This window comes from Sphingorhabdus sp. (assembly GCF_044338195.1).
Taxonomy (GTDB): Bacteria; Pseudomonadota; Alphaproteobacteria; order Sphingomonadales; family Sphingomonadaceae; genus Sphingorhabdus_B.
The window spans coordinates 92,525-115,311 of record NZ_JBIIMC010000002.1 but is presented as its reverse complement, the minus strand read 5'-3'; the positions used below and the strand labels follow the sequence as shown (position 1 = coordinate 115,311).

Genomic DNA, 22,787 nt, shown 5'->3' with positions numbered 1-22,787 from the left:
GCAGATAGTTTTTGTTCTGCCATCAAGAGGCAGGATAATAAGGCGCCAATATCTCGTCCGAAAGCGTGATAAACCGGGGTGCGTGCGTAAACAGCAAAGCGACCTCAATTGTACAATCCGGGAAGATCGTCTGCAGCGCCGCGCGATAATGTGCCATTTGGCGCAAATGCGGAACGGGGACGCCGTTTTCATCGCTCGGAATGCTTCGACCCGTTTTAAAATCGACCGCGCGCACCAATCCGGGTTCGACGAGCAGCCGGTCAATGCGGCCATTGATCACGGTTTCGCCCACAACAGCCACAAGCGGAACCTCGGCGCGCGCCTGTGGACCAAAAAAGGCCGCCAAGACCGGATCGCTGATAACCGCGTTCACTTCAGCCAATAGCTGGCCGGTGTCGATATCCTCGTTTCGAGCCTGGACCGCCAACCATTGCTCCGCCGTTTTGAGCGACTCGCCATCGGTGATGCGTTCAAACAAAGCGTGGATCAGCTTCCCGCGGTTGGCGGCTTTGCGCATCGCTGCGTTTGCAGGGGTGTCGCCATAATCGTCATCGTCAAGCCGCGATGGCACCAACGGACGCGGTGGGCGCTGCTCCATTGGCGCTGGCGCGAATAGCCATTCGGGGCTGGCTAGCGAAGGGACTACCGCCGGCTGCTTTTTCGCAGAGCTTTCCGGCGCCACCATCGACGCGCCTTCCGCGCCCACGTGGCGCATCACCCTGCCCCAGCGCGCGTCATCTTCCCAACTGCAGCCAAGCGCCGTCATGCCTTTTTCAATCGCGGAGCACCAGCTTTCGGCAGGTGCCTCGCCCTTGCGGCTAATGCCCAACGAACCCGCCATAATCAGCCGCTCTTCCGCGCGCGTGATGGCCACATATAACAGTCGCTTATGCTCCTGCAGCTCGCGGGTTTTCTGCATCTCGACAATGTCTTGCAAACGCCCTGACTGCTCGCTTTTGCGAATGGGCAGCAAAGGCGTGCGTTGCCCCTCATCCATTAACAATTCAACCGACTGATCGGGCTTTTTAGTGGGATCAGACGTGATGTCCGCCAAAATGACCACGGGCGCTTGCAATCCCTTGGCACCATGGACGGTCATGACACGGACCTCTTTGGTGCTGTTGTCGCTTTCGCGTTTGATTTCAATTTCGCCGCGGTCGAACCACGCCATGAACTTTTGCAGGCCACCGCCATGCTGCTGTTCGAACTGAAGTGCCGAATTCAGCATTTCCTCAATTGGAACCAAAACCTCGCGGCCCAAACGTGCGGTAAATTTGCGCCGCGCGCCAATGGGTCCAGACAAAATCTGTTCGAGGAAATGATACACCGTCGTGAAATCAGCCGCAGCCAGCATATCGCGCAACGGCGCAAGGTCATCCGCAAGTTCTGGCCTTCCGCGGATATGCTGCCACAGGCTGCCTTCGCGATCACCGACATAGCCGTGCGCCAACAACTGTTCCTGCGTCCACCCGATGATGGGCGACACGAGTAAGCACGCAAGGCTCAAGTCGTCATTTGGCTGAAGCACAAATTTGATGGCCGCCAGCAGGTCTTGCACCACCAATAGTTGCAACAGCTTCAGCCTGTCGATGCCCGCCACCGCGACGTTGCGTTCATGCAATTGCGCGACCAGCAGCGACGCCATGTCACCACGGCTGCGCAGCAGGAACATGATGTCCCCCGGCTCCAAATGACGCCCCTGACTTTCCAGCCAAGGCTTCTCGTCAATGAGCGCTTTTGCATGATCGGCCAGTCGTTCGGCCAGCGCGCGCTTTTCGTCGCTGAACCAGTCTTCTTCGTCTTCCGACGCATCGCTATCGTCCGCTGCATTCGGCTTTGCGGATATGGGCTGCAAAAGCTCAACCATGCCAAACTGCGGCTTTTCGCTGTAATGCGGGTCAATGATATCGTTGATGCCAAAATCCGCAGGACCAGCCCCATCGATCACCGCGTTTACAAAATCGAGTATCGGCGCGGTCGAACGGAAACTGCGCGACAAGGTAAGCCGTTTCAACTCGCTTCCGGCGGCATTGATGCGTTCGCCAAAATAGCGGCCCGCTTCCTCATATCGTTCGGGTGCGGTCCCCTGAAATCCGTATATTGCTTGTTTGAAATCGCCGACGGAAAACAGCGTGCGGTTCTTTTCGGGGTTCGCACCCATGCCGCTGTAAAAATCGTCGCTCAGCGCGCTGATGATATCCCATTGCGCTTTGTTGGTGTCCTGCGCCTCATCCACCAAGATATGGTCGATCTGCTTGTCGAGTTTAAACCGCACCCATTGCGCCATTTGGCCATGCTGCAAAAGTTCGGCGGTGCGCCGGATCATATCGTCGAAATCCACCGCGCCGATGGCATGTTTGGCGCGGCTATATTGCGCCGCAAATTCCTTGCCGATGACCAATGCGCGCGCCAGCCTGTCGGCATATTGCGCACGTGTCACTTCGCCCAATAATTGCTCTGTCCAGTTGAACATTTCGAGCGCATGTTCGGCATAGACCTCCGTTGTCGGCGTATGCCCGCTCGTCGAAATCTGGGGGTCCCCCTTGGCCGTTGACCAACAGCGATGCAGATCAAGCAAGAGCTCCGCGCGTTCGGTTGGTGTGCGTGAGAGCCAATCCTGAAGAACTGCGGCACGCTTGCCGCCGCGGCTATCTGCCTTGTTCTTGCCCCACAAAAGGTTCGCCTCAATAACCGCCTGCAATGTCGCGCGTGGAATGCGCGCGTCGGCAAATGCGTCTTCCAGCATGTCCTCAACAGGGCCATCGAAATGAACGCCTGCCAGTCGCCGTGCCCAGACGACCGCGCCGGTATCATTGGGTATCATGGTCATGACATCGGGCGATGCCGCCGCCCTGTGCAAGAACCGGAGTGCCCCGTCTTCACCCATATTCAGGGAAAGTTCCTGCAGGTCTTTGACCATTTTCGTCTCGCCGCGCGCTTCGGCCTCAAGCACGAGGTTGACCAACGCTTCGCGCAATAATTCCTGCTGCTCGCGTCCTTCAATCGGTTTAAATCCCGGAACCAATCCGGCTTCCTCGGGGAAGCTGCCAAGCAACGACTGGCAGAAACTATGGATGGTCAGTATTTGCAAGCCGCCACCGGGCGCGTCCAACACCTTTGCAAAAAGCTGACGTGCGCGTTTTCGGGCATCTGGTCCCGCGTTCGCGCCAATGGCTTCAAGGTCGTGAAACAGCGCGCCATCTTCGCGCTGCACCCAAGACGCTAAAAGTTCATTAATTCGGTCCGCCATTTCGGACGCGCCAGCCTTGGTGAAGGTGATGCACAACAGATTTTCAGGTTCGACATCGCTTTCCAACAGCAACCGGATCACGCGCGCAGTTAAAACCTGCGTTTTGCCCGTTCCTGCAGATGCGCTCAGCCAGATGTTATCGCCAGGGATGACGGCGCTGCGTTGCGCCGGAATGAGTGGTTTCAGCGTCGATGATTCAGAGGTCATGCCTGCCCCTCCGAAATCGATTGTCGGCCGTTCCATTCCTGCAACCGCATCAATTGGTCATAGTCACCATAATGCGCAAATTCAGGATGCAGCTTTGCGGTGAAGGGCGCGTCGCCCAAAATCCATTGCGCGATAGCCTCTTCCGCTTGCGCGACGGCAAAGGCCACAAACTCCGTGCTTGCAGGCTTGTTATCGTTCGTCCGCGTGCTCGTCGGGAATGCGATATGTCCGAACTTCTGATTGTTTTTTGCAAGGCTCCAATATTCAAACTTCGTCGCCAATCCCGCCACACCTTTGATCGCCATCTGCTCGGCCATATAGCCGATGAGGCCAAGCTGGAGGGCAAAGCCCGCGTTCACTTGCTTGGTCGATGGTGGCATGCCGGTTTTGTAGTCAACGATCACCAAACTTCCGTCCGCAAGCCTATCAATCCGGTCGACGCGCCCATTCACCGTTATGCCCATGATGTCGATCTTGCCGGGTTGTTCGGCCACCGCGACAACGCGCCCATGGTCGTTCATTTGCCGCTTGGTTTCTTCGGCGACCCAGCGCAGGCCAGCGGCAATGCGGGGTTGCCACAAGGCACGTAACAACGGATCCGTTGCCTCTTGTGCCAGCAAGTCATCCACGCGCTCCACGAGCTTATCGACGGCGCAATCGTCTTGTTTGAACCACTGCTCCAACAAATCATGCACCAACGATCCGCGCCACGCGAAGCTGGGTTCAGCATCGACCTTTTCCAGCACACGGAGGCCGAGGATACGTTTCGCGTAAAAGGAATAAGGATCGGACTTTAGCTGATCGAAATCCGTGACGGACAGACTAACCAATCGCTGCTGTGCCGAGGGACGCGGCAATGGGCGACTTTCAAACGGAATCTTATTGGCGGGTTCATCCAGCTGTGCCGCCAACGCAAGTGACTGTTGGTCCTGCTCCATTTTGTCCGCCGTAAGCGCCTTAATCCGCAGCAGAAAGCGCGAGGCCACGGTTGGCCCGCCACGGTCACGCCGCGCGCGGGTTAACAGCACTTCGCGACCACCCAATGCGGTCGCAAGATCATGCGCCGACAGTCCGATATTCCGGTCCAATGTCGGCAGTTTCAAATGCCGCCGAATGGCGGGCGCGAGCCAAGGGTCCGGCTGCGCTATCTGCGGCCATGTGCCCTCATTCAACCCCGAACAGATGATGAGGTCCGCCTGCTGCAATCTTGCTTCCAACAGACCGTAAATGGCCACACGCGGATGACCGCCATATGGCGGACGCACCACCGCGCAGGAGAAGATTTCGTTAAACGTCGCCGCCAACCCTGTGGCATCGATACGGCCAAGCGTCGAAAGGTCACCGCCGCTTACTTCTTCCCACATCCGCCCAAGTTCGCGACCACTTGCCCCGCGCCACACTGCGCCATCGGTCAAATTCGTCGCAACATCGCGCAGTGCATCGATAATAAAGCTAAAGGGTTGCCCATCGACATTTTCGAGCGGCGCAAGAATTTGGACAAAGCTCTGCCACCATTCAACCAGCTCTGGCTTCACTTTGCGGCCATTTTCCAACCGCCGCGTGATGGCACCCAGCCCGACACCGTTGGCTGTTCCGCGTAATTCCAGATCTAACAACCGCACCTTATCCAGCCAATCGAGCCTGTCGGAACCTGCATGCACCAACGGATGCTTGGCAATCGCCAATACCGATGTACCGGAAAACCGGCTCGAAATCGCGTCAACCAAAGCGAGCGCCAGCGAGCCATTTGGCGTTTGCAAAAGCGGTATACCCGCACTGTCGTCGACATATATGTCCCAACGACGCAACTGCGCCGCAACGCGAACCGCCAGTTCACGATCCGGCGTAATCAATGCGATCCGTTTTTCGGCTTGCTCCAATTCCCCGCGAATACGCACCGCAATGGCCTTTGCTTCCAGCGCGCTATCATCGGCCTCAAACCATTGCGTATGTGATAGTGCCTTGCGCGACGGTGCCAGTTCTTGCCACCCGACGCTATGTTCCGGCAGGCAGAAAATTTCCGAAATGGTGTCGGCCACCCGTTCGACGCGTGCCGTTGGCAAGATATCGATTTCGCTTCGGTCGATCCCCATGAGGTCGAGCAAATGTTTCAGGTGGAATTGGGGATGCACCTCAAAATTCCGGCGGCGCGTTGGCACATTATCGGCTTCAACTGCGGCAGACAGACTGTCCCAGCAATCCTCAGCCAAGTCGAGGTCGACACCGGGCAGGATAACGCGGCCATTTGGAATGAGGGCAACACGGCGCAGCAATTTTGCGACCGCTTTTGCTGACGTGGTGATGCCAACCGCAACGATCGGCATGTCAAAACTGCTTTCAACCAGACGGCGCTCCAAGCTGGCCAGAAGCTTGTTTCGGCGCTCCGCAGGGCCCATCAATTTTCGCGCAGAAAGTTCGGCGCGATAGGCAGGCAAAATCGTCAAAAGCTGACCATAAGCACGTTGCCAATGCCCGGCGAGGTCAGCCTCAATTTTGATGTCTGACCATGCATCGAAATCGACCAAATCAACCTCAAGCTCATCAATGAGCTCGGCCAGTTTGCGCGCCAAGCGCAACGCTTCAGCAGACGATAGAAATGTGCCTTGCGGCCGATGTTCCTGCGCCAAACGCGCCAACAGCATGAGCCGGTCAAACGATCCAATGACGGGCCAGATGACGTCTTCTGACGATATGGGGTCCAGCAACGGCCCCAATGCCTCATCGAGTTGCATATCGCCCACCGCCACCATGCGCGGCAAAAGCAAACCCGGTGCAGCCTGCCGGACGAACGCCTCCGTCATGGCCTTAATGGCGCGGTTATTGGGCAACAGCAATATGGTGCTGCTAACCGTGAGCGGATCCTGTCCCGATGTCTGCAATATCCACTGCGCAGTTACGTCGCACAAATCATTCCCGAGCGGGACGTTAAACACGCGGACGCGTTGCGCAATAGGGTTATCCGACGCCATGCAGCCCCAAACGTTCTTCCGTGGCGGTAATTGCCGCGGGATAGCCGACGTCAAACCACATTCCCTCGTGCACCAACCCCATGCACCGGCCGTCTGCAATCGCGCGATCCCAAAAAACGTTGGTTGAAAAAACGTCTGACGGTGGGTCAACAATCAGCTTTTTGGAAAGCAGCTGAATACCGGTCCAGACATAAGGCGCAGGCGCGTCACCCACGCGACGCGACAGCCGGCCATCTGCATCCATGTTAAAGTCACCAATGCCCTGACTGTTATAGGCCGTCGCCAAAGGCACCAGCAGCATCAGCACATCCATGCGTGCAGCATCCCAATGCGCCATCAGGCGTGCAATCGCATTCTGCCCGTCATTGGTCCACCAATTGTCTGCGTTCACGCAGATGAACGGATCGTCGGAAATCATTGGCAATGCCTGAACTAGGCCGCCACCTGTATCGCGCAGCAAATCGCGTTCATCGGATATCGACACGTCAAAATCCGTCGCATGGGCGGCAAGATGCGCTTCAACCTGGTCAGCGAAATAATGTGCGTTAACGACAATCTTGCCAACACGGGCATCACGCAAATGATCCAGAACATGATCGAGCAAGGCAACGCCGCCGACCTCAACCAATGGCTTTGGGCGGTCAGCGGTCAACGGCATCATCCGCGTCCCCTTGCCCGCCGCCATAATCATTGCGGTGTTCACATGCTTAACCATGCGCGATGTCTAATGGGCTAAGGCTGCGCACTTCGGAGGGTATATGGGTGTCAAACCATTGCTTGACGTTCGCCAGCGCGGGGTGCGCCAAATCGCGTTCCAGCAAGCCCCACATCCGCGGCAGGAATGACAAATATCGCTCTTTACCATCGCGCTTCCACAGCCGCGTAAATATACCGATAATCTTGGTATTCCGCTGCGCACCCAGCAACGCGTAATGCGCGTCAAAGTCAGGCCCCGGATTGGCCGCCGTCAGATAATATGCCAGCATGTCTGCCTCAAGCTCTGGGCGGACATCGCGCCGCGCGTCTTGCAGCAATGATACCAAATCATATGCCGGATGCCCCACCAGCGCATCTTGAAAATCGATGATGCCTTGCTCCCCATCATCAAGCAGCATGATGTTTTCGGCATGATAATCCCGCAAGACAGTTACATTTTGGTAAGATGCCAATGGAGCCAGCGCATCAACCCACATCTGGTCAAATGCGTTCGCGTCACAGGAAAGCCCCATAGCCGGCATATACCATTCAGTAAGCAGCTGCACTTCGCGCAGATATGTGGCCATGTCATATGGTTGCGCATGCGCTGCAGGGGTGCCTGCCAATCGCACGATCGTATCAATAGCGGCGCGGTATATCTCGGCTTCATCCTCTGGGTGGTCATCCAGATGCTCGCGCATCCTGCGGTCGCCAAAATCTTCAAGCAACACGAGCCCACGCGTCAAGTCCGTGCCGTAAATCTCTGGCGCACGAAATTGATGCCCGGTCAAATATTGGGCAATGTCGAGAAAAGGCTGCGGGTCCTCATGTGGTGGCGGCGCGTCCATCAATATGGCTTTGCCGCGCGTAGCGGAATTGACGCGGAAATAGCGACGGAAGGACGCATCGCCCGCCACCGGGGATATGTTCGCATCATTCCAGCCATGGCGCGTTAAAAATTCGTCCAGTCCAGCGGGCGGGACCATATCAATTACGGGTGTCATCATTATCCATTTTCAAAGTCAAAATTCTGCTGCCGTCCGCTTGCGGAACGATATCGATTAAATGGCTGGGCCGCACATAGTCGCCGCCGAAGCGTTCGGCCCACTCCACCAGCGTGACGCGATCGCTCCGTTCGGCTATGAGCCCTAATTCGTCCAAGTCGTCGATATTGTCCAAGCGATACAAATCGACATGGGCAACGGCAACCAAAACCTCTGGCGGGTCATAGCTATGCACTATGGCATAGGATGGGCTCGCCACTTCGCCTTCAAATCCTAGGCCGGCCAATATGCCCGCGCACAATACGGTCTTTCCAGCGCCCAGCGGCCCGTTGATCGCGACCCAATCTGATGGCGACAATGTCTTCGCCAATCCGCGGCCATATTCCCGCATATCCAAATCGGTCGCGATGATCATGGCCGCGGCAACACCATGATAACCGTCGTGCCCTCGCCCGGTGCACAATGCAGTTGCAGCGTCCCCCCGTGCGATTCAATAATTTGACGCGCCAAAGGCAAGCCTAAACCCTGCGTGATTGAACCGTTGCTATCCAACCTCTTTGGAACCGCATTGTCCGACGAGACGCGCAGGACGTCGGTCTCGCGCATACCCGGCCCATTGTCTGACACGACGAGTTCAAGGGCATCGCCTTGCCAACGTGCAACCATTAAAACCTGCCCGCCGCTTTCGTTATACCGGATCGCATTGTCCAGAACCTGCACCACCGCTTGCGTAATCCGTTTCGGATCAAGCGCCATCTCTCCAGCGCCGTTGCCCAAATCGACTTGTAGATCGACCCCAGCCGCCTGTGCCATCGCCGCTTTACCGTCCACAATTTGCGCGACCAATTTTGGAACATCTGTTTGCTCGAGCGCAAGCGGCAACGCGCCGGCTTCAATCTGGCTATAATCCAGAACGGTGTTAATCTGTTCGGACAAGCGGTCAGCGGATTGCAGAATGGCATCCACATATTCCTTCGCCTGATCGCTAAGGTCGCCAGCAATGCCTGCCTTCAGCAAGTCGGCAAATCCGCTGATAGACGTAAGTGGCGTACGAAATTCGTAGCTCATATTTGCAAGGAATTTGCCCTTAATCGCATCAGCCTCCTGCAGTGCGCTATTCCGGTCGCGCAATGCTTGCTCGATTTTAAGGTTGTTCGACATATCCAACATGGTGAAAAGCGTATTGCCGTCGGGTAGCGGTATCGTCGCAATCTGGAACATACGTCCGTCGGCGAAGACCGCTTTGCTCTTGTGCCGTTCGCGGTTTGACGACGTCGTCCGGATGAGTTCATCCAAGATGCTAATCTGCAATGGCTTTTGCAAATGCCGCGCGAGCGAGGGCAATAGTTCATCCAAACGCGGATGTTGAAGCAGCAAGTCGTCGTTCAGTTCCCATGTTTCGGCAAATAAGCGGTTCCAGATGCTCAGCCGGCCATCCGCCGAAAACACCGCAATCGCTTCAAAAAAATTGTCAAAGGTCGCGGTCCGCACGCGCAGCAATATGTCCCGCGCGCTGGCCAGTTGCGCCTGTTCGGTGCGGTCTTCAAAAATCATCAACAGGCCGCCGTCAGGAATTGGCTGCGCAAGCACCCGCAAATGCGTTCCGTCCGGCAGCAGCCAGTTCTCTTCGGTGGGATCGGAGGATCTAAACCAATCTTCACGCTCTTGACGCCAGGCCGGGAAGTCCCGGACCTCCGGCACTTTCCCGTTTTCGCGCATACGGTCCAGCACACGCGCGAATTCTGGCTTTTCAGACAGCCATTGGTCCCGGAAAGTGAAGAGGCTTTGGAAGGGCAAATTTGCGAAGCTCAACCCATGGCGCGCGTCAAACTGGGCAACGCCGGCGGACATCATGTTCAAAAGGCCGCGCTGTGCTTCCGAAAGTTCCCGCACCTCCGACCGAGCATCAATCAAATCCTGAACATCGATTGCCAGCCCTGCAACACCCGATTGACCCAAGGGAATATCAAACACGCGCAACTGGCGCCTTTCCCCATTCAAGGTAGCGGAAACAACCCGCTCGCGACGGACGTCCGCAGCGGCGGCTTCAGCGGCCCAGTCAGATGGACTTTTACCGTTTTCAGGTTCCAGTAATTCAAGACCTTCTTCAACCACGTGAAGGCCATCGTTTGCGCCGACCGCATTAACATATGCATGGTTGACGAAGTGCAGGCGCATATCCGGGCGTCGATGCCACATCGGAAGCGGCGCGGCTTCGATTAAGCCCGCCAGTGCAGCAAATGCAGCGCGGGCCTCTTCCGATTCCTGCGTCCGCTTCTCAAGCTCTCGCAAACTATCGGTGGAATCGAAAAACCATAACAAAGCTGCGCCATTGGGAAAGACAGCAACATCGGCGATATTTCCGACAACCGTCAAACGCCGTTCGGACCCTTTAATGGCCAACGCAAGGACAAAGGATTTTCCCGTCCGCTGGGTCTCGCGCACTTTTGCCTCAAGTGCCGTCGCATCATCTATGGTAAGGCCAACATCCTCATGACCGCCCAAATCCGAAAGCGTTGTCGCTGGCGTCATCAGCCCAAGCAATCTCGAAAATCGGTCTGGCGCCTCAATTCGCCCGTCGCCCTTCACCACGACCGGAAATGCCGGAGCGGCTTCCAGCAGCCTTCTGAGCCGCGACATCTGAACTAAAATTTTGCGCGATTTATTGCGCAGGGACAGCCCAATCCAGATAGCGACTATGGCTCCTACCAGCCACAGCGCCATTAAAACCCCGATCAGTGCAATTGGCAGGCCGGTGCCTGTCATCGTCATGAAGCCCTTTAATTTACCCAGAACAAGCTAATGCCCAAATGCTTGCGCCGCGCAACGAAAAAAGCCCGCCACGTTTCCGCAGCGGGCTTTTCTTAAGTCTCGAAAGACCACGAATTAATAACGATAATGGTCTGGCTTGAATGGCCCTTCGGTCGATACGCCGATGTAACGCGCCTGCTTGTCGGTCAGCTTGGTCAGCTTAACGCCAAGCTTTTCGAGGTGCAGCGTCGCAACCTTCTCGTCCAAATGCTTCGGTAAAACATAGACTTGGTTCTTATAGTTCGCACCGTTGGTCCAAAGCTCTATTTGCGCGAGCACCTGATTGGTGAAGCTTGCCGACATGACAAAGCTGGGATGGCCGGTTGCACAGCCGAGGTTGACTAAGCGGCCCTTTGCAAGAACGATGATCTGCTTACCGTCTGGAAATTCAACCAAATCCGTGCCGGGCTTAACTTCATTCCAATTGTAGTTCGACAACGCCGCAACCTGAATTTCGCTGTCAAAGTGACCGATGTTGCACACGATGCTCATGGGCTTCATGTTCATCATATGCTCGGCCGTGATCACGTCGGCGTTGCCCGTGGCGGTGCAGAAAATGTCCGCGCGCTGCACGGCCTCTTCCATCGTGACGACCTCAAAACCTTCCATCGCGGCCTGCAATGCGCAGATCGGGTCAATTTCAGTGACCATAACGCGGGCGCCACCATTGCGAAGCGACTGGGCAGAACCCTTGCCGACATCACCAAAGCCAGCAACACATGCAACCTTACCGGCCAACATGACATCGGTGGCACGGCGGATGGCGTCTACAAGCGATTCCTTGCAGCCATAAAGATTGTCGAACTTCGACTTGGTAACGCTGTCGTTTACGTTGATCGCAGGGAACGGCAGCTCGCCCTTCTTCGCGATTTCGTAAAGGCGATGCACGCCAGTTGTTGTTTCTTCCGAAACACCCTTCAAGTTCTTAACGGTTTGAGTCAAATAACCCGGCTTCTTGGCAACAAATTCCTTCAGCGCGCGCTGGAATTCGACTTCTTCTTCATTTTCAGGCTCGCCAAAGCTTTCGCCGCGCTCAAGCTTTGCACCCCAAAGCGCAAACATTGTCGCGTCGCCGCCGTCGTCGAGGATGATGTTCGCCGTGGTGTCGTCACCCCAATCGAAGATGCGACCGACATAGTCCCAATAATCGGCAAGGCTTTCGCCCTTAACCGCGAACACAGGAATGTTTTGCGCGGCAATTGCCGCAGCGGCGTGATCCTGCGTCGAGAAGATGTTGCATGTTGCCCAACGGACATCTGCGCCAAGCGCGGTGAGCGTTTCGATTAGCACAGCAGTCTGAATGGTCATGTGCAGCGAGCCGACAATCCGCGCACCCTTCAATGGCTGCGATGCGCCGAATTCTTCGCGCAGCGCCATAAGGCCGGGCATTTCCGTTTCGGCAATGTTTATTTCTTTGCGACCGAAATCGGCCTCGTTGATATCGGCAATGACATAATCGTTGAAAGCCACAGGCTTGGTCTCCGGGAGGTTTTTGACGCCCCTGCCCTTAGCCCTAGCTTTCAACGAAATCAAATATAAAGATTGCTTTATATGGCAATGGAGATGGCTATTTCGTGATTTGAGGAACGCAATTTACGACTGAAGAGGAACCGCTACTTGACTTGCCCGAGCGGGTCCCGGAATATGCAACCAACCCCACTTTTAAAAGGAATCCAAATATGAGCATCTCCGTTGGCGACAAAATCCCTGACGTTAAGTTGGTAAAAGCGACTGCCGAAGGCCCGCAGCCTGTCCAGTCCGCAGAATATTTCGCTGGCCGCCGCGTTGCCCTGTTTTCGGTTCCCGGCGCATTTACGCCAACTTGCTCTGCCCGTCACCTTCCCGGCTTTGTTGAAAAGTCCGCTGAGCTTGCAGCCAAGGGCATTGATGAAATCGCCTGCACCGCAGTGAACGACGCCTTCGTCCTTGGCGCATGGAACAAGTCTGGCGGATCAGACGCGATCACCATGTTGGCAGATGGCAATGGCGATTTCGCCGCTGCACTTGGCCTTGAGATGGACGGAACGGCATTTGGCATGGGCAAGCGCGGTCAGCGTTTCTCGCTCGTGGTTAACGACGGCGTAGTCGAACATGTGAATGTCGAAGCGCCCGGTGACTTCAACGTCAGCTCGGCTGAATATATGCTCGGTCAGCTTTAAGTTTACGAAATCTTGCCCTTTTGGGTATTTAAAGGGAGGGGCAACCCTCCCTTTTTTTGTTGCGAAAATTGGAAATTTCGGTGATGTGTATCCATGCCTAGTGAACAAGCTCAAAACATCATTAATCAACTCGTTACCGAATATGACGCCTCGGTAAAACGCTTACAAACCGCACTCGCACATTATCTGAAGGACCGAACGCCGCCTTCGGCCGATCAACGCGCCAGCAATGATTTCTGTTATCCCGAATTGGTCATAACCTACGCCGGTAAACAGCGTGAGACGCAGTCGAACCTTGCATTTGGTAAGCTTGAAAAAGTTGGAACATTCCGGACGACATTTACCAAGCCGGATTTGTTTGCCGACTATATCGGTGAGCAACTCGATCTGCTGATGGAACAATATGAGCTGGAGATTTCCGTTGGCCGCAGCAAACAGGAAATTCCCTTCCCTTATGTTCTCGACGGATCGGCGGATTTGGAACTGGGTACGGTCAGCCCCAATGAGCTCGCACGCCATTTCCCCACGACCGAACTTGCCGACATTGGCGATGAAATCGCCGATGGATTGCTGCGTATCAAGGGCAATGCCAGCGCGCCACTTGCTTTGTTTGACGGCCTGCGCACAGATTTTTCGCTCGCGCGCCTTCGCCATTATACCGGCGCGCCCGCCGAGGATGTTCAGCATTATATCCTGTTCACCAACTACCACCGTTATGTAGATGAGTTTGTCAGTTGGGCATGCACACAGGTTGGCAATGGCCGCTACACTGCCTTGTCGGGCGCGGGTGGCCTGTATGTGGACAAACCTACCGACAACGCAGCGCAGCTGGTTGCCGACAGCACATGGCGGAGGCACCAGATGCCTGCCTACCATCTCATCGCGCCAGACAGGTCGGGGATTACCCTTGTGAATATCGGCGTTGGTCCGTCGAACGCCAAGACCATCTGCGACCATTTGGCGGTGCTACGCCCCGAAGCATGGCTGATGATTGGCCATTGCGGTGGCCTTCGTGAAACGCAGCGAATTGGCGATTATGTCCTGGCGCATGCCTATCTGCGCGACGACCATATCTTGGATGACGTACTGCCACCCGAAATTCCCATTCCACCAATCGCCGAAGTGCAGCAGGCACTGGCAAGCGCGGCAGAGCATGTTTCGGGGACCAGCGGCGCCAATCTGAAACGCCGCATGCGCACCGGCACGGTTGTCACGACAGACGACCGCAATTGGGAGCTGCGTTATTCGGCATCGGCCCTGCGCTTTTCACAAAGCCGTGCGATTGCTATCGACATGGAATCCGCGACCATCGCGGCCCAAGGATATCGCTTCCGCGTACCTTATGGCACATTGTTGTGCGTGTCTGACAAGCCGCTGCACGGTGAAATCAAGCTACCGGGGCAAGCCAACCGTTTTTATGAAGAAGCTATCGCCGCCCATTTGCAAATCGGCATCCAAACATGCGAACTGCTTCGGGAGGCGGGAAATAGCCTGCACAGTCGCAAACTTCGCGCCTTTAACGAACCACCCTTTAGATAGGGTCAGGAACGAAAACTGAACCAACTGATTATCCCTAAAATCTAACCAAGGAGGTACGGCCCATGCCGAAGAAACCCGAAAACACCGGACCGCTCAACAAGTTGTTGAATGCATTCCGCGCATTCGCCGACGGTTTGACAGGTAGCGCGCGTTCGGTCGCGCAATCCGCGTCGACAACGGCAAAATCCGCAGTCGATCAAGCGTCTACCGCAGCTGCGACCGCTGGATCCGTGATCAAGGAAAACCCCGGCAAAACTGCTGCCGTCGCAGGTGCAGTCATCGCAACTGCCGCTGCCGCCGTTGCGGGCAAAAAGGTTTATGATCGCAAAGCAGGCGCAAAAAAGGCTCCGGCAAAGAAGCCAGCAGCCAAAACACCCATCGCCAAAAAACTTGCGGTAAAGAAGCCCGCTCCGAAAGCTGCAGCGAAACCGGCAGCAGCAAAGACATCTAAGCCCGCCGCAGCCGCAAAGCCTGCAGCTAAAAAGGCAGCACCCGCTAAAACCCCACCGAAGACCGCAGCTTAATCAAAAACCAAATGGCCCCGCCTATGACGGCAGGGCCTATTTTGATTACCAGCCCTTCTTAGCGCCCTTGTTCTGCGCTTTGAGCCATTTCATGAGTGGGGCGAAATATTCCAGCATGGGCTTGCCTGACATTTCGCGTGTTCCCGTGAATGCTTGCAACGCATCTGGCCAAGGCTTTGACGCGCCCATTTCCAGCATTGCATTCAATCGCGAACCCACTTCTTTATTCCCATAGAATGAGCAACGATGAAGAGGGCCTTTCCAGCCCGAAATGTCGCACGCAGCCTTGTAGAATTGGAACTGCAAAATCCGCGCGAGGAAGTAGCGGGTATATGGCGTGTTGCCGGGAATATGATATTTCGCACCGGCGTCGAAACGGTCCGCTGGGCGCTCCACGGGCGGTACAATGCCCTGATATTGCAAACGCAAGTCGGTCCAGCCCTTGTTGTAATTAGCTGGCATGATGGAGCCATTGAAAACACCCCAGCGCCATTTGTCGATCAGCAGTCCAAATGGCAGGAACGCGACCTTGTCCATGGCTTGGCGCAGCAATAGTCCATTGTCCTTATCCGCCCCGGGAACCTTGCTGGCATCCAACAGGCCGATCTGCACCAGATAATTTGGCGTAATGGACAAAGCGACGGCGTCACCGATCGCTTCATGGAAACCATCATTCGCGCCATTCAAATATAAATATGACTGCTTGTTATATGCACGCTGGTAATAATTATGCCCAAGCTCGTGATGGATAGTCACGAAGTCATCGGATTTAACCTTGATGCACATCTTAATACGCAGATCGTCAACATTATCGATATTCCATGCAGAGGCATGGCAGACAACTTCGCGGTCTGCTGGCTTGATAAACTGCGCGCGATCCCAAAAGGTTTTGGGCAGCGGGGCAAAGCCAAGCGACGAGAAAAAGCCTTCGCCGACCTTGACCATGTCCTTTTCCGCCTTACCGCGATTGGCGCTGAAATCCCCGGCTTCGGTTTGTTTATAACCCTTGGCAACCAGCAACGCGCCAATATCATAACCGATATCGCCAGCGCCGGGAGGCGCGACGACGTCATAAATGTTGCCCCATTCCTGCGCCCACATATTGCCCAACAGATCGGCGCGAATGGGCCCTGTCTTCGATTGGACCGCATCACCATATTTCTTGTTCAACTGCGTGCGCACATAGGTGTGCAATTCGTCATAGAGCGGCTTCACCTCAAGCCACAATTTGTCCGTCAGCTTGGCAAAATCATCGGCTGGCATATCATAGCCTGAACGCCACATCGCGCCGACATCTGCATAGCCCAGCTCGGCCGCGCCTTGATTGGCGATTGCGACCATCCGGGCATAATCCTTGCCCATGGGCGCGCCGACATTGTCATGCCAGCTCACCCACATTTCTTTCAGTTCTTCAGGGTTGCGACTTGAACCCATCGCAGCCTCAATATCGGAACCGTTGATTTCCTTGCCATTAAGCGTGCCACGCCCTTTGCCATAAGCCGACTGCAGCTTGGTGGTGATGGTCGCAAGTTCAGCCGCTGCACCCGCTGTTGTCGGTGCGGGCAGCACGATTCCACCGCGTAAGATATCAAGCTTGCGCTTGGTGTCATATGATAGGCCAGGAAGCGCCTGATACTTCGCCGCGTCCAACGCGTACCGGACTGCTTTCTCGGTTCCAATTTCGCCATAGCGCGCCGCCAGAGCATCGGTGTCGTCGGTAATATGGGTGGAGTTAATCCACGCAACACGCCCCGCCTCAATCGAAAAATCAAACAGATCCTTTTCCGCAGCGGCGACGAAGGCATCTGCCTCAGCCACTGTCGGTGCAGATGACGCCGTGGCGGAATCCTGTGCCATGACGACGGTTGGAGTGGAAAGTGAGGCAAATGCCAGTGCGGCAATCGATACAAGATTCTTCATGAAGGGTTCCCAGAAAACAATATGTTCCGTTGGTGAAACTTTCATGCAGCGGCGTCAACCCGTGCGGCGCGTTGTTCGTCGAATGTATAACGCCATCAGCAGACCAAAAAACGTCACGAGAAATGCTATGGTTTTAACCGGCTGCGCAGTGGCTGCGACTCCAGCCAAAAGATCGCTGCCTTTAAGCATCATTATCTGCGCAAATTGGCATGATGTTTCGATGACGTCAGCCGCGCCGCCGATAATGGCTGCCGCAACAATGACCCAACCCAGCCGCCGCAACACTGGCTTTGGTGATTGGGAAAATAGCCGCCCACCGCAATAGGCCCCGAACGCATAAATCGCGATGTAGACCAGGTCGGTGGCCATGCCAAATCTCGCCAGATTCAAAACTCCGGTTGCTTGCCAAGCCCATTGAATGGCATCCACCCGCAGAGCAGTTCCTGCGGTTTGATGGTCCCGCATTCCCAATGGCGAAATCTCGTTCGAGAATGCTGGATCCATGGCGATCATCAGTGCAAGCAGCAACAGACCACTCAACCAGAACCGCCAGAAGCGGCGTTCCAATTTGCTTTCAGCCATTGTGCTGCGATTCCAAAAGCATGTCCGCCGCTTCGGCCTCAGCGCGGCTTATACGGTAAATGACATGCGGCACTGGCGGCACACCATTGATCGCTTCTGGCACATATTCACCATCCAGACGGGCGCCGATTTTCTCAATGGCGCGGCGCGAGCGCACATTTGTTGCACCAATATTGAACCGAACGCTGTCGAAAAATTGAAATGCGTGGAAAAGCATGAGCGACTTCATCTCACGGTTATAGGCTCCGCCCCAATATGTGCGCGCAAGAAAGCTCCAACCAATTTCAATCTCATTGCGATCAGGTGCGTAATTGCCATATCGGCTGCCGCCAATGATGCTGTTGGTCGCGCGGTCGATCACGGCCAACGCTCCGCGCGATGCCATCGCGCCCACAAAATATTCACGAAACACCGGTTCTTTATATCGATCCCATGCGGGGTGGACTTCCCACACCAACGGGTCAGACGCCACCGCATACATCGCGTCCCAGTCGTTTTCGGTCAGTGGACGCAGCAATAGTTTGTCGCCAACCAATATTGGTTGCAAATCGGCGTGGTCGGGCATCACCATGTCGTCGTCAACGCCGCTACAAACGCCTGACCAAGTTCAGGCTTGGTGACTGCGCTCATGTGGTTGCCGGGGACGGCGAACAACTTCCCGTGCCGCAGGAGCGCAGCAAGAGCCGCGGCAGACCCGTTGTCATCATCTTGCTCGCCACACACTATGCCCACCGGCAGCTCCCAGCTGGCAATCTCGGCTTCGCTGGTGTCGACAAAGGTCTCCAATATATTGCGCAACGCCAATGGATCGCCGCCCGTTGTCTTCAGAAATGCCTCGGCCATCCACGCTGCCGTCCCTTTTTCATGATGCCCCAAATTGTCGAAGACCTCACGAAAATGCGCGCCGCGATTTCCGGTTTGCGTAAGCCCTTGTAGACCCATTCCGGAAATGATTGCCTTCCCGGGCTGCGCGCCGCGCGCCAACATCCGCGCCACGGTTCGCCCGCCCAATGAATAACCGCCAAGGTCATAATCTTCGATCCCCAAATGCGCGAGTAATGCGAATTGGTCATCGGCGAGGATATCGGCGGGGTAACAGCTTGGCGCATGCGGCTTACCGCTGAGGCCATGGGCACGCAGGTCAGGCATGATAACGCGATACCCTGCGTCCGCCAAAGCTGCCGCATGGCCATATTTGATCCAATTGGTGCCGGCCTCGGACATGAACCCATGGATGAGCAATAAGGGCCGCCCCTGCCCCATCTCACGCCAGGCGATTTCAATACCGTCGTCTGTATGGAAGCTATTGGATTCAATCATATGTTGGGTCGTTCTTCTGTCGTCAGTGGATGCCGCTGGTTTGGCACGCGCTGACTAATCGGGAAAGTGTTTTCCATATGATGTGCGCCCACCCCAAAATCATTGCACATAATAAGCATAGCTACTATATCAACGGCATGAGCGATGATTTAGGCTTTCTATTGGGTGATGCGGCGCGTTTGCTGCGGCGTTCTTTCGATGAGCGTGCCCGCGCCGTTGGCGTGACACGGCCCCAATGGCGGGTGCTGGCGCTGCTGAAGCGCTTCGACGGAAGCGCGCAGGTTACCATGGCCGATATGCTTGATGTCGAACCGATCACGCTTGGAAGAATGGTGGATCGCCTTCAGGACGCCGGGCTCGTCGAACGCCGCGCGGACCCCAATGACCGCCGCACGTGGCGGCTGCACTTAACGGCCGAAGGCGAACAGAAAATTGAAGCTCTGCGACCGACGGCCCTTGCATTGTTTGATGATGCATTAGCCGGCTTGGACGCACCGCAACGGATAGAATTGGAAGCGATGTTGAACGTCATTCGTGCAAACTTAACCCGTAAACCGCTTGAGGTGTCGCATGGCTGAGGCTGATCCAAAAATTGATGCTGTAACAACGAAGACAAAGTCGCGGCGCTTTGGCCGATTGGCGTTGATGGCTTCTGTCCCGTTGGTGCTCGTTGGCGGGGCGACCGCATATTATATTGCCAACGACCATTATGTGTCGACCGACAATGCCTATGTCCAACAAGACAAGGTATCCATTTCAGCTGAAGTGGGCGGACGCATCATCGATGCTGCTGTCCGTGAAAATGACGTGGTGAACGAAGGCGATCTTTTGTTTCGGATCGATCCAGAGCCTTATCGTATTGCGATTGAGCAGGCTAACGCGGCCATTGCCGCTGCCCAAGTCCGCGTTTCGGCGCTCGAGACCGAATTTCAAACCACGGGTATCGATATAGACAGCGCACGTGAAGATGTCGCTTTTTATGAAAAGGAATATCAGCGGCAATCCTCTCTGATGCAGGCTGGCTTTACCACGCGTGCAAGGTTGCAGGCCGCAGAGCATGCCTTGTCCAATGCGCGCAGCCGCGTTGCTTCTGCTCAGGCTGGTGCGACCAAAGCGCGCGCCGCACTCGCCACAGGATCAGCAGCACCGGGGATAAATCCAGCCATTAAGGCAGGCCAAGCACAACGCGATCAAGCGATGCTTAACCTTTCACGCACGGAAGTGCGCGCGCCTGTCTCCGGCATCGTAAGTCAGGCCGATCGTTTGCAGCCTGGCCAAATGATGGTGCAGGGATTACCCGGTGTGACGATTGTCGCCAGCAACAAAAGCTGGATTGAAGCCAATTTCAAGGAGACCGACCTTGCGCATATGCGCGTTGGCCAACCTGCAGAGATAACCTTCGACGCCTATCCCGACCTAAAGGTCCGCGGTAAGGTATCAAGCATTGGCGCCGGCACGGGGTCAGAATTTTCGGTCCTTCCCGCGCAAAATGCCAATGGCAATTGGGTCAAGGTAACGCAGCGCGTCCCTGTACGGATATCGATTACCGACAAGCCGAAGCGTGCAATGATTGCAGGATTGTCGGCCCATGTCCGCATCGACACCAATAAGTAATCCGCTCGATCAAGCCGCTTATACGGTCAAGAACAAGGCGCTGCTGACGCTTGCCGTCATGGGCGCGACGATTATCCAAATTCTGGATTCGACAATTGCCAATGTCGCTATCCCGCACATGCAGACCAGCCTTGGCGCGACGATGGATACCATCACGTGGGTCCTGACGAGTTACATCGTCGCCAGCGCAGTGGCCATGCCCATCACGGGTTGGCTTGCCGACAGGATCGGTTCACGCAATCTGTTTCTCGGCGCTGTTGCCGGGTTCATTTTCGCATCTATGCTGTGCGGCATTGCGACAAGCCTGACCGAGATGGTCGCTTTCCGTATTTTCCAAGGTGTGTGCGCCGCATTCATTGGGCCGCTTTCCCAAACGATCATGCTGGATATTAATAAGCCGTCGGAGGCACCGCGGGCGATGTCCATCTGGGGCATGGGCATCATGATTGCGCCCATATTGGGCCCGATGATTGGCGGCTGGCTGACCGAGAATTACAACTGGCGCTGGGTGTTCTACATTAACCTGCCCATCGGCATTCCGACGCTGGCCCTATTATGGTGGTTACTGCCTTCACGCCCCATAAATCGCCGAGAACTAGATCGTTTCGGCTTTGCAATGCTCGCCATCGGCCTAGCAACGTTACAACTGCTGTTGGATCGCGGCCAACAGGAAGATTGGTTGCAAAGTTGGGAAATTATCATCGAGCTGTTGGTTGTCGTGGCTGCGCTCTGGATGTTTGCGATGCATCAATTAACAACCAATCGCCCGATGTTCGAACGGCTTTTGGTCACGGATCGGAACTTTTTCATCTCGCTGAACATGATGCTGTTGGTTGGCATGATGATGTTCGGCATCTTTGCATTGTTGCCCCCAATGCTACAGAATCTCTATGGCTATTCGGTATATGATACCGGCATATTGTTGGCACCCAGAGGTGTCGGCATCGTGTTCGCAATGTTCATCGCGGCGAAAATTGGCAGCAAGGTGGATCCGCGCATCGTTGTTTTTACCGGCTTTTTAATGACCGCGGCATCGATGTGGGTCATGACGCGCTGGTCTTTGAATATGGACTGGCACTGGATTGTGTACACGGGCTTGTTTCAGGGTTTTGGTATGGGCCTTGTCTTCATTCCGCTTAATGGCGTCGCGTTTTCGACATTGCCGATGCGCCTGCGGACAGATGGCTCCAGCCTGCTGTATCTCTTCCGCAGTCTGGGCGGCAGCTTTGGCATCTCGATCATGACGACCATGTTGGCGCGCAACATGCAGACGAGCCATGAAGACCTGGCATCGCACGTCACATCTTCGTCTATAAGCGCAATTGACCCCGCGAGCGCCGACCGCCTTGGCGGGATCGGAGAGGCTGCCTTGCAAGTGATGAACCTTGAAATCAACCGGCAGGCCGCGATGATTGCCTATCTCGATGATTTCAAACTGATGATGATATTGCTGATCGTCATCAGCCCGCTGATCTTCTTTTTGAAGCCGGGCACAGCCGCCCCCGGACAGCAACCCGCTATGGCCGACTAACGATAAGGCTTATCGCGCAACAAGACCCTTTTGCTGCATCCGCCATACCGCCATATCAATGCGGTCCTGTCCAAAAAACGGCTCGCCATCGAATACCAAAGTCGGGACACCCCAATGCCCCGATGCTTCGAGAGACGCTTGATTGGCTGCAATCTCGGCGTCGAGCGTATCGGCATCGCTGAGGGCCTCAGCATCCAGTTCAGCCAAATCGAGCCCAGCGCGCGTCGCTGCGCCGGCCAGATGGTCCCCTTCATGCCAGTTTTCAGCACCACCCCAGATCAGGCGTGATACCTCGTCACAAAATGCCAGACTCTGACCACGCCGCGCCGCCGCCTGCCCCAACCGAGTCAGGCGGAAGATATAAGGCTGCTCGTCCGCAATTTTACGGGTCAGCACGTCTTGTACAATGGGGTCGGGTCGCGGCGGTCCAAACGGAATGCCATGAAACTGAGCAACGCGGAACATATCGGTAAAGGTATAGCGCAACCAATTCGGGTGGCTGCGTTCAAAAAAGTCCGGTTCGCGGATCGCCAAAGGATAGACCGGACGCAAATTGATCGTCAGGTCATATTGTTCCGCAAGCGCACGATAACGGCGCGTCGCCAGATAGCTATAGGGGCTGCGAAACGACCAAAAAACATCGGCTTGCAGCCCCATATAT

General features: G+C 55.6%; 18 protein-coding genes. 6 read left to right on the top strand and 12 right to left on the bottom strand.

The features are described 5' to 3' along the window. Positions 1 to 22 precede the first annotated feature (22 nt). The 7 genes from addA to ahcY all read right to left on the bottom strand — a co-directional run bounded on the left by addA (position 23) and on the right by ahcY (position 12,407). Complete coding sequence (addA, locus tag ACIQZK_RS01240) at positions 23 to 3,457, bottom strand: double-strand break repair helicase AddA (RefSeq protein WP_397574547.1); 3,435 nt, start codon at positions 3,455 to 3,457, stop codon at positions 23 to 25. Further along, entirely contained in the window at positions 3,454 to 6,426 is a 2,973-nt protein-coding gene (gene addB, locus ACIQZK_RS01235; RefSeq protein ID WP_397574546.1) for a double-strand break repair protein AddB, read from the bottom strand. The genes addA and addB overlap by 4 nt, the downstream gene beginning before the upstream one ends. Then, positions 6,413 to 7,141 (bottom strand): nucleotidyltransferase family protein, encoded by a 729-nt coding sequence (locus ACIQZK_RS01230; RefSeq protein ID WP_397574545.1) that lies wholly within the window; start codon positions 7,139 to 7,141, stop codon positions 6,413 to 6,415. Before ACIQZK_RS01230 ends, addB begins: the two co-directional genes overlap by 14 nt. Further along, positions 7,134 to 8,108, bottom strand: coding sequence for an aminoglycoside phosphotransferase family protein (locus ACIQZK_RS01225; protein ID WP_397574564.1), 975 nt, complete (start codon positions 8,106 to 8,108; stop codon positions 7,134 to 7,136). Before ACIQZK_RS01225 ends, ACIQZK_RS01230 begins: the two co-directional genes overlap by 8 nt. A gap of 1 nt (position 8,109) precedes the next feature. Continuing rightward, the gene (tsaE, locus tag ACIQZK_RS01220; protein ID WP_397574544.1) at positions 8,110 to 8,541 is read right to left on the bottom strand and encodes a tRNA (adenosine(37)-N6)-threonylcarbamoyltransferase complex ATPase subunit type 1 TsaE; all 432 of its coding nucleotides are present in this window, start codon (positions 8,539 to 8,541) and stop codon (positions 8,110 to 8,112) included. Then, complete coding sequence (locus tag ACIQZK_RS01215; RefSeq protein WP_397574543.1) at positions 8,538 to 10,898, bottom strand: PAS-domain containing protein; 2,361 nt, start codon at positions 10,896 to 10,898, stop codon at positions 8,538 to 8,540. Before ACIQZK_RS01215 ends, tsaE begins: the two co-directional genes overlap by 4 nt. A gap of 114 nt (positions 10,899 to 11,012) precedes the next feature. Further along, positions 11,013 to 12,407 carry an adenosylhomocysteinase gene (gene ahcY, locus ACIQZK_RS01210; RefSeq protein WP_397574542.1) on the bottom strand — a complete coding sequence of 465 codons (1,395 nt, stop codon included), beginning with the start codon at positions 12,405 to 12,407 and terminating at the stop codon, positions 11,013 to 11,015. A gap of 209 nt (positions 12,408 to 12,616) precedes the next feature. On the opposite strand from ahcY, the gene ACIQZK_RS01205 reads away from it, so the two are divergent. From ACIQZK_RS01205 to ACIQZK_RS01195, 3 genes are all read left to right on the top strand, one after another. Continuing rightward, entirely contained in the window at positions 12,617 to 13,096 is a 480-nt protein-coding gene (locus ACIQZK_RS01205; RefSeq protein WP_397574541.1) for a peroxiredoxin, read from the top strand. Between the two features lie 93 nt (positions 13,097 to 13,189). Next, positions 13,190 to 14,635 (top strand): AMP nucleosidase, encoded by a 1,446-nt coding sequence (locus ACIQZK_RS01200; RefSeq protein ID WP_397574540.1) that lies wholly within the window; start codon positions 13,190 to 13,192, stop codon positions 14,633 to 14,635. A 62-nt stretch (positions 14,636 to 14,697) separates the two neighbouring features. Further along, complete coding sequence (locus ACIQZK_RS01195; protein WP_397574539.1) at positions 14,698 to 15,159, top strand: hypothetical protein; 462 nt, start codon at positions 14,698 to 14,700, stop codon at positions 15,157 to 15,159. A gap of 45 nt (positions 15,160 to 15,204) precedes the next feature. Here ACIQZK_RS01195 and ACIQZK_RS01190 read toward each other — a convergent pair whose 3' ends face one another. The 4 genes from ACIQZK_RS01190 to ACIQZK_RS01175 are packed head-to-tail and all read right to left on the bottom strand — an operon-like array spanning position 15,205 to position 18,981. Then, positions 15,205 to 17,079, bottom strand: coding sequence for a M2 family metallopeptidase (locus ACIQZK_RS01190; protein ID WP_397574538.1), 1,875 nt, complete (start codon positions 17,077 to 17,079; stop codon positions 15,205 to 15,207). 54 nt (positions 17,080 to 17,133) lie between these two features. Continuing rightward, the gene (locus tag ACIQZK_RS01185) at positions 17,134 to 17,661 is read right to left on the bottom strand and encodes a hypothetical protein (protein WP_397574537.1); all 528 of its coding nucleotides are present in this window, start codon (positions 17,659 to 17,661) and stop codon (positions 17,134 to 17,136) included. Next, entirely contained in the window at positions 17,654 to 18,232 is a 579-nt protein-coding gene (locus ACIQZK_RS01180) for a GNAT family N-acetyltransferase (protein ID WP_397574536.1), read from the bottom strand. Before ACIQZK_RS01180 ends, ACIQZK_RS01185 begins: the two co-directional genes overlap by 8 nt. Further along, positions 18,226 to 18,981, bottom strand: a complete 756-nt coding sequence (locus ACIQZK_RS01175) for an alpha/beta fold hydrolase (RefSeq protein ID WP_397574535.1) — start codon at positions 18,979 to 18,981, stop codon at positions 18,226 to 18,228. Before ACIQZK_RS01175 ends, ACIQZK_RS01180 begins: the two co-directional genes overlap by 7 nt. A 137-nt stretch (positions 18,982 to 19,118) precedes the next feature. On the opposite strand from ACIQZK_RS01175, the gene ACIQZK_RS01170 reads away from it, so the two are divergent. From ACIQZK_RS01170 to ACIQZK_RS01160, 3 genes are read left to right on the top strand one after another with little or no spacing between them, the layout of a single operon-like run. Then, complete coding sequence (locus tag ACIQZK_RS01170) at positions 19,119 to 19,559, top strand: MarR family winged helix-turn-helix transcriptional regulator (RefSeq protein ID WP_397574534.1); 441 nt, start codon at positions 19,119 to 19,121, stop codon at positions 19,557 to 19,559. After that, on the top strand, positions 19,552 to 20,595 hold the full coding sequence (locus ACIQZK_RS01165; protein ID WP_397574533.1) for an HlyD family secretion protein: 1,044 nt from the start codon (positions 19,552 to 19,554) through the stop codon (positions 20,593 to 20,595). The genes ACIQZK_RS01170 and ACIQZK_RS01165 overlap by 8 nt, the downstream gene beginning before the upstream one ends. Continuing rightward, a complete protein-coding gene (locus ACIQZK_RS01160; RefSeq protein WP_397574532.1) occupies positions 20,570 to 22,126 on the top strand; it encodes a DHA2 family efflux MFS transporter permease subunit in 1,557 nt (518 codons plus the stop codon). The genes ACIQZK_RS01165 and ACIQZK_RS01160 overlap by 26 nt, the downstream gene beginning before the upstream one ends. A 9-nt stretch (positions 22,127 to 22,135) precedes the next feature. On the opposite strand, the gene ACIQZK_RS01155 is transcribed toward ACIQZK_RS01160, so the two are convergent. Then, positions 22,136 to 22,783, bottom strand: coding sequence for a 2-hydroxychromene-2-carboxylate isomerase (locus tag ACIQZK_RS01155; protein ID WP_397574531.1), 648 nt, complete (start codon positions 22,781 to 22,783; stop codon positions 22,136 to 22,138). Between the last annotated feature and the right edge of the window lie 4 nt (positions 22,784 to 22,787).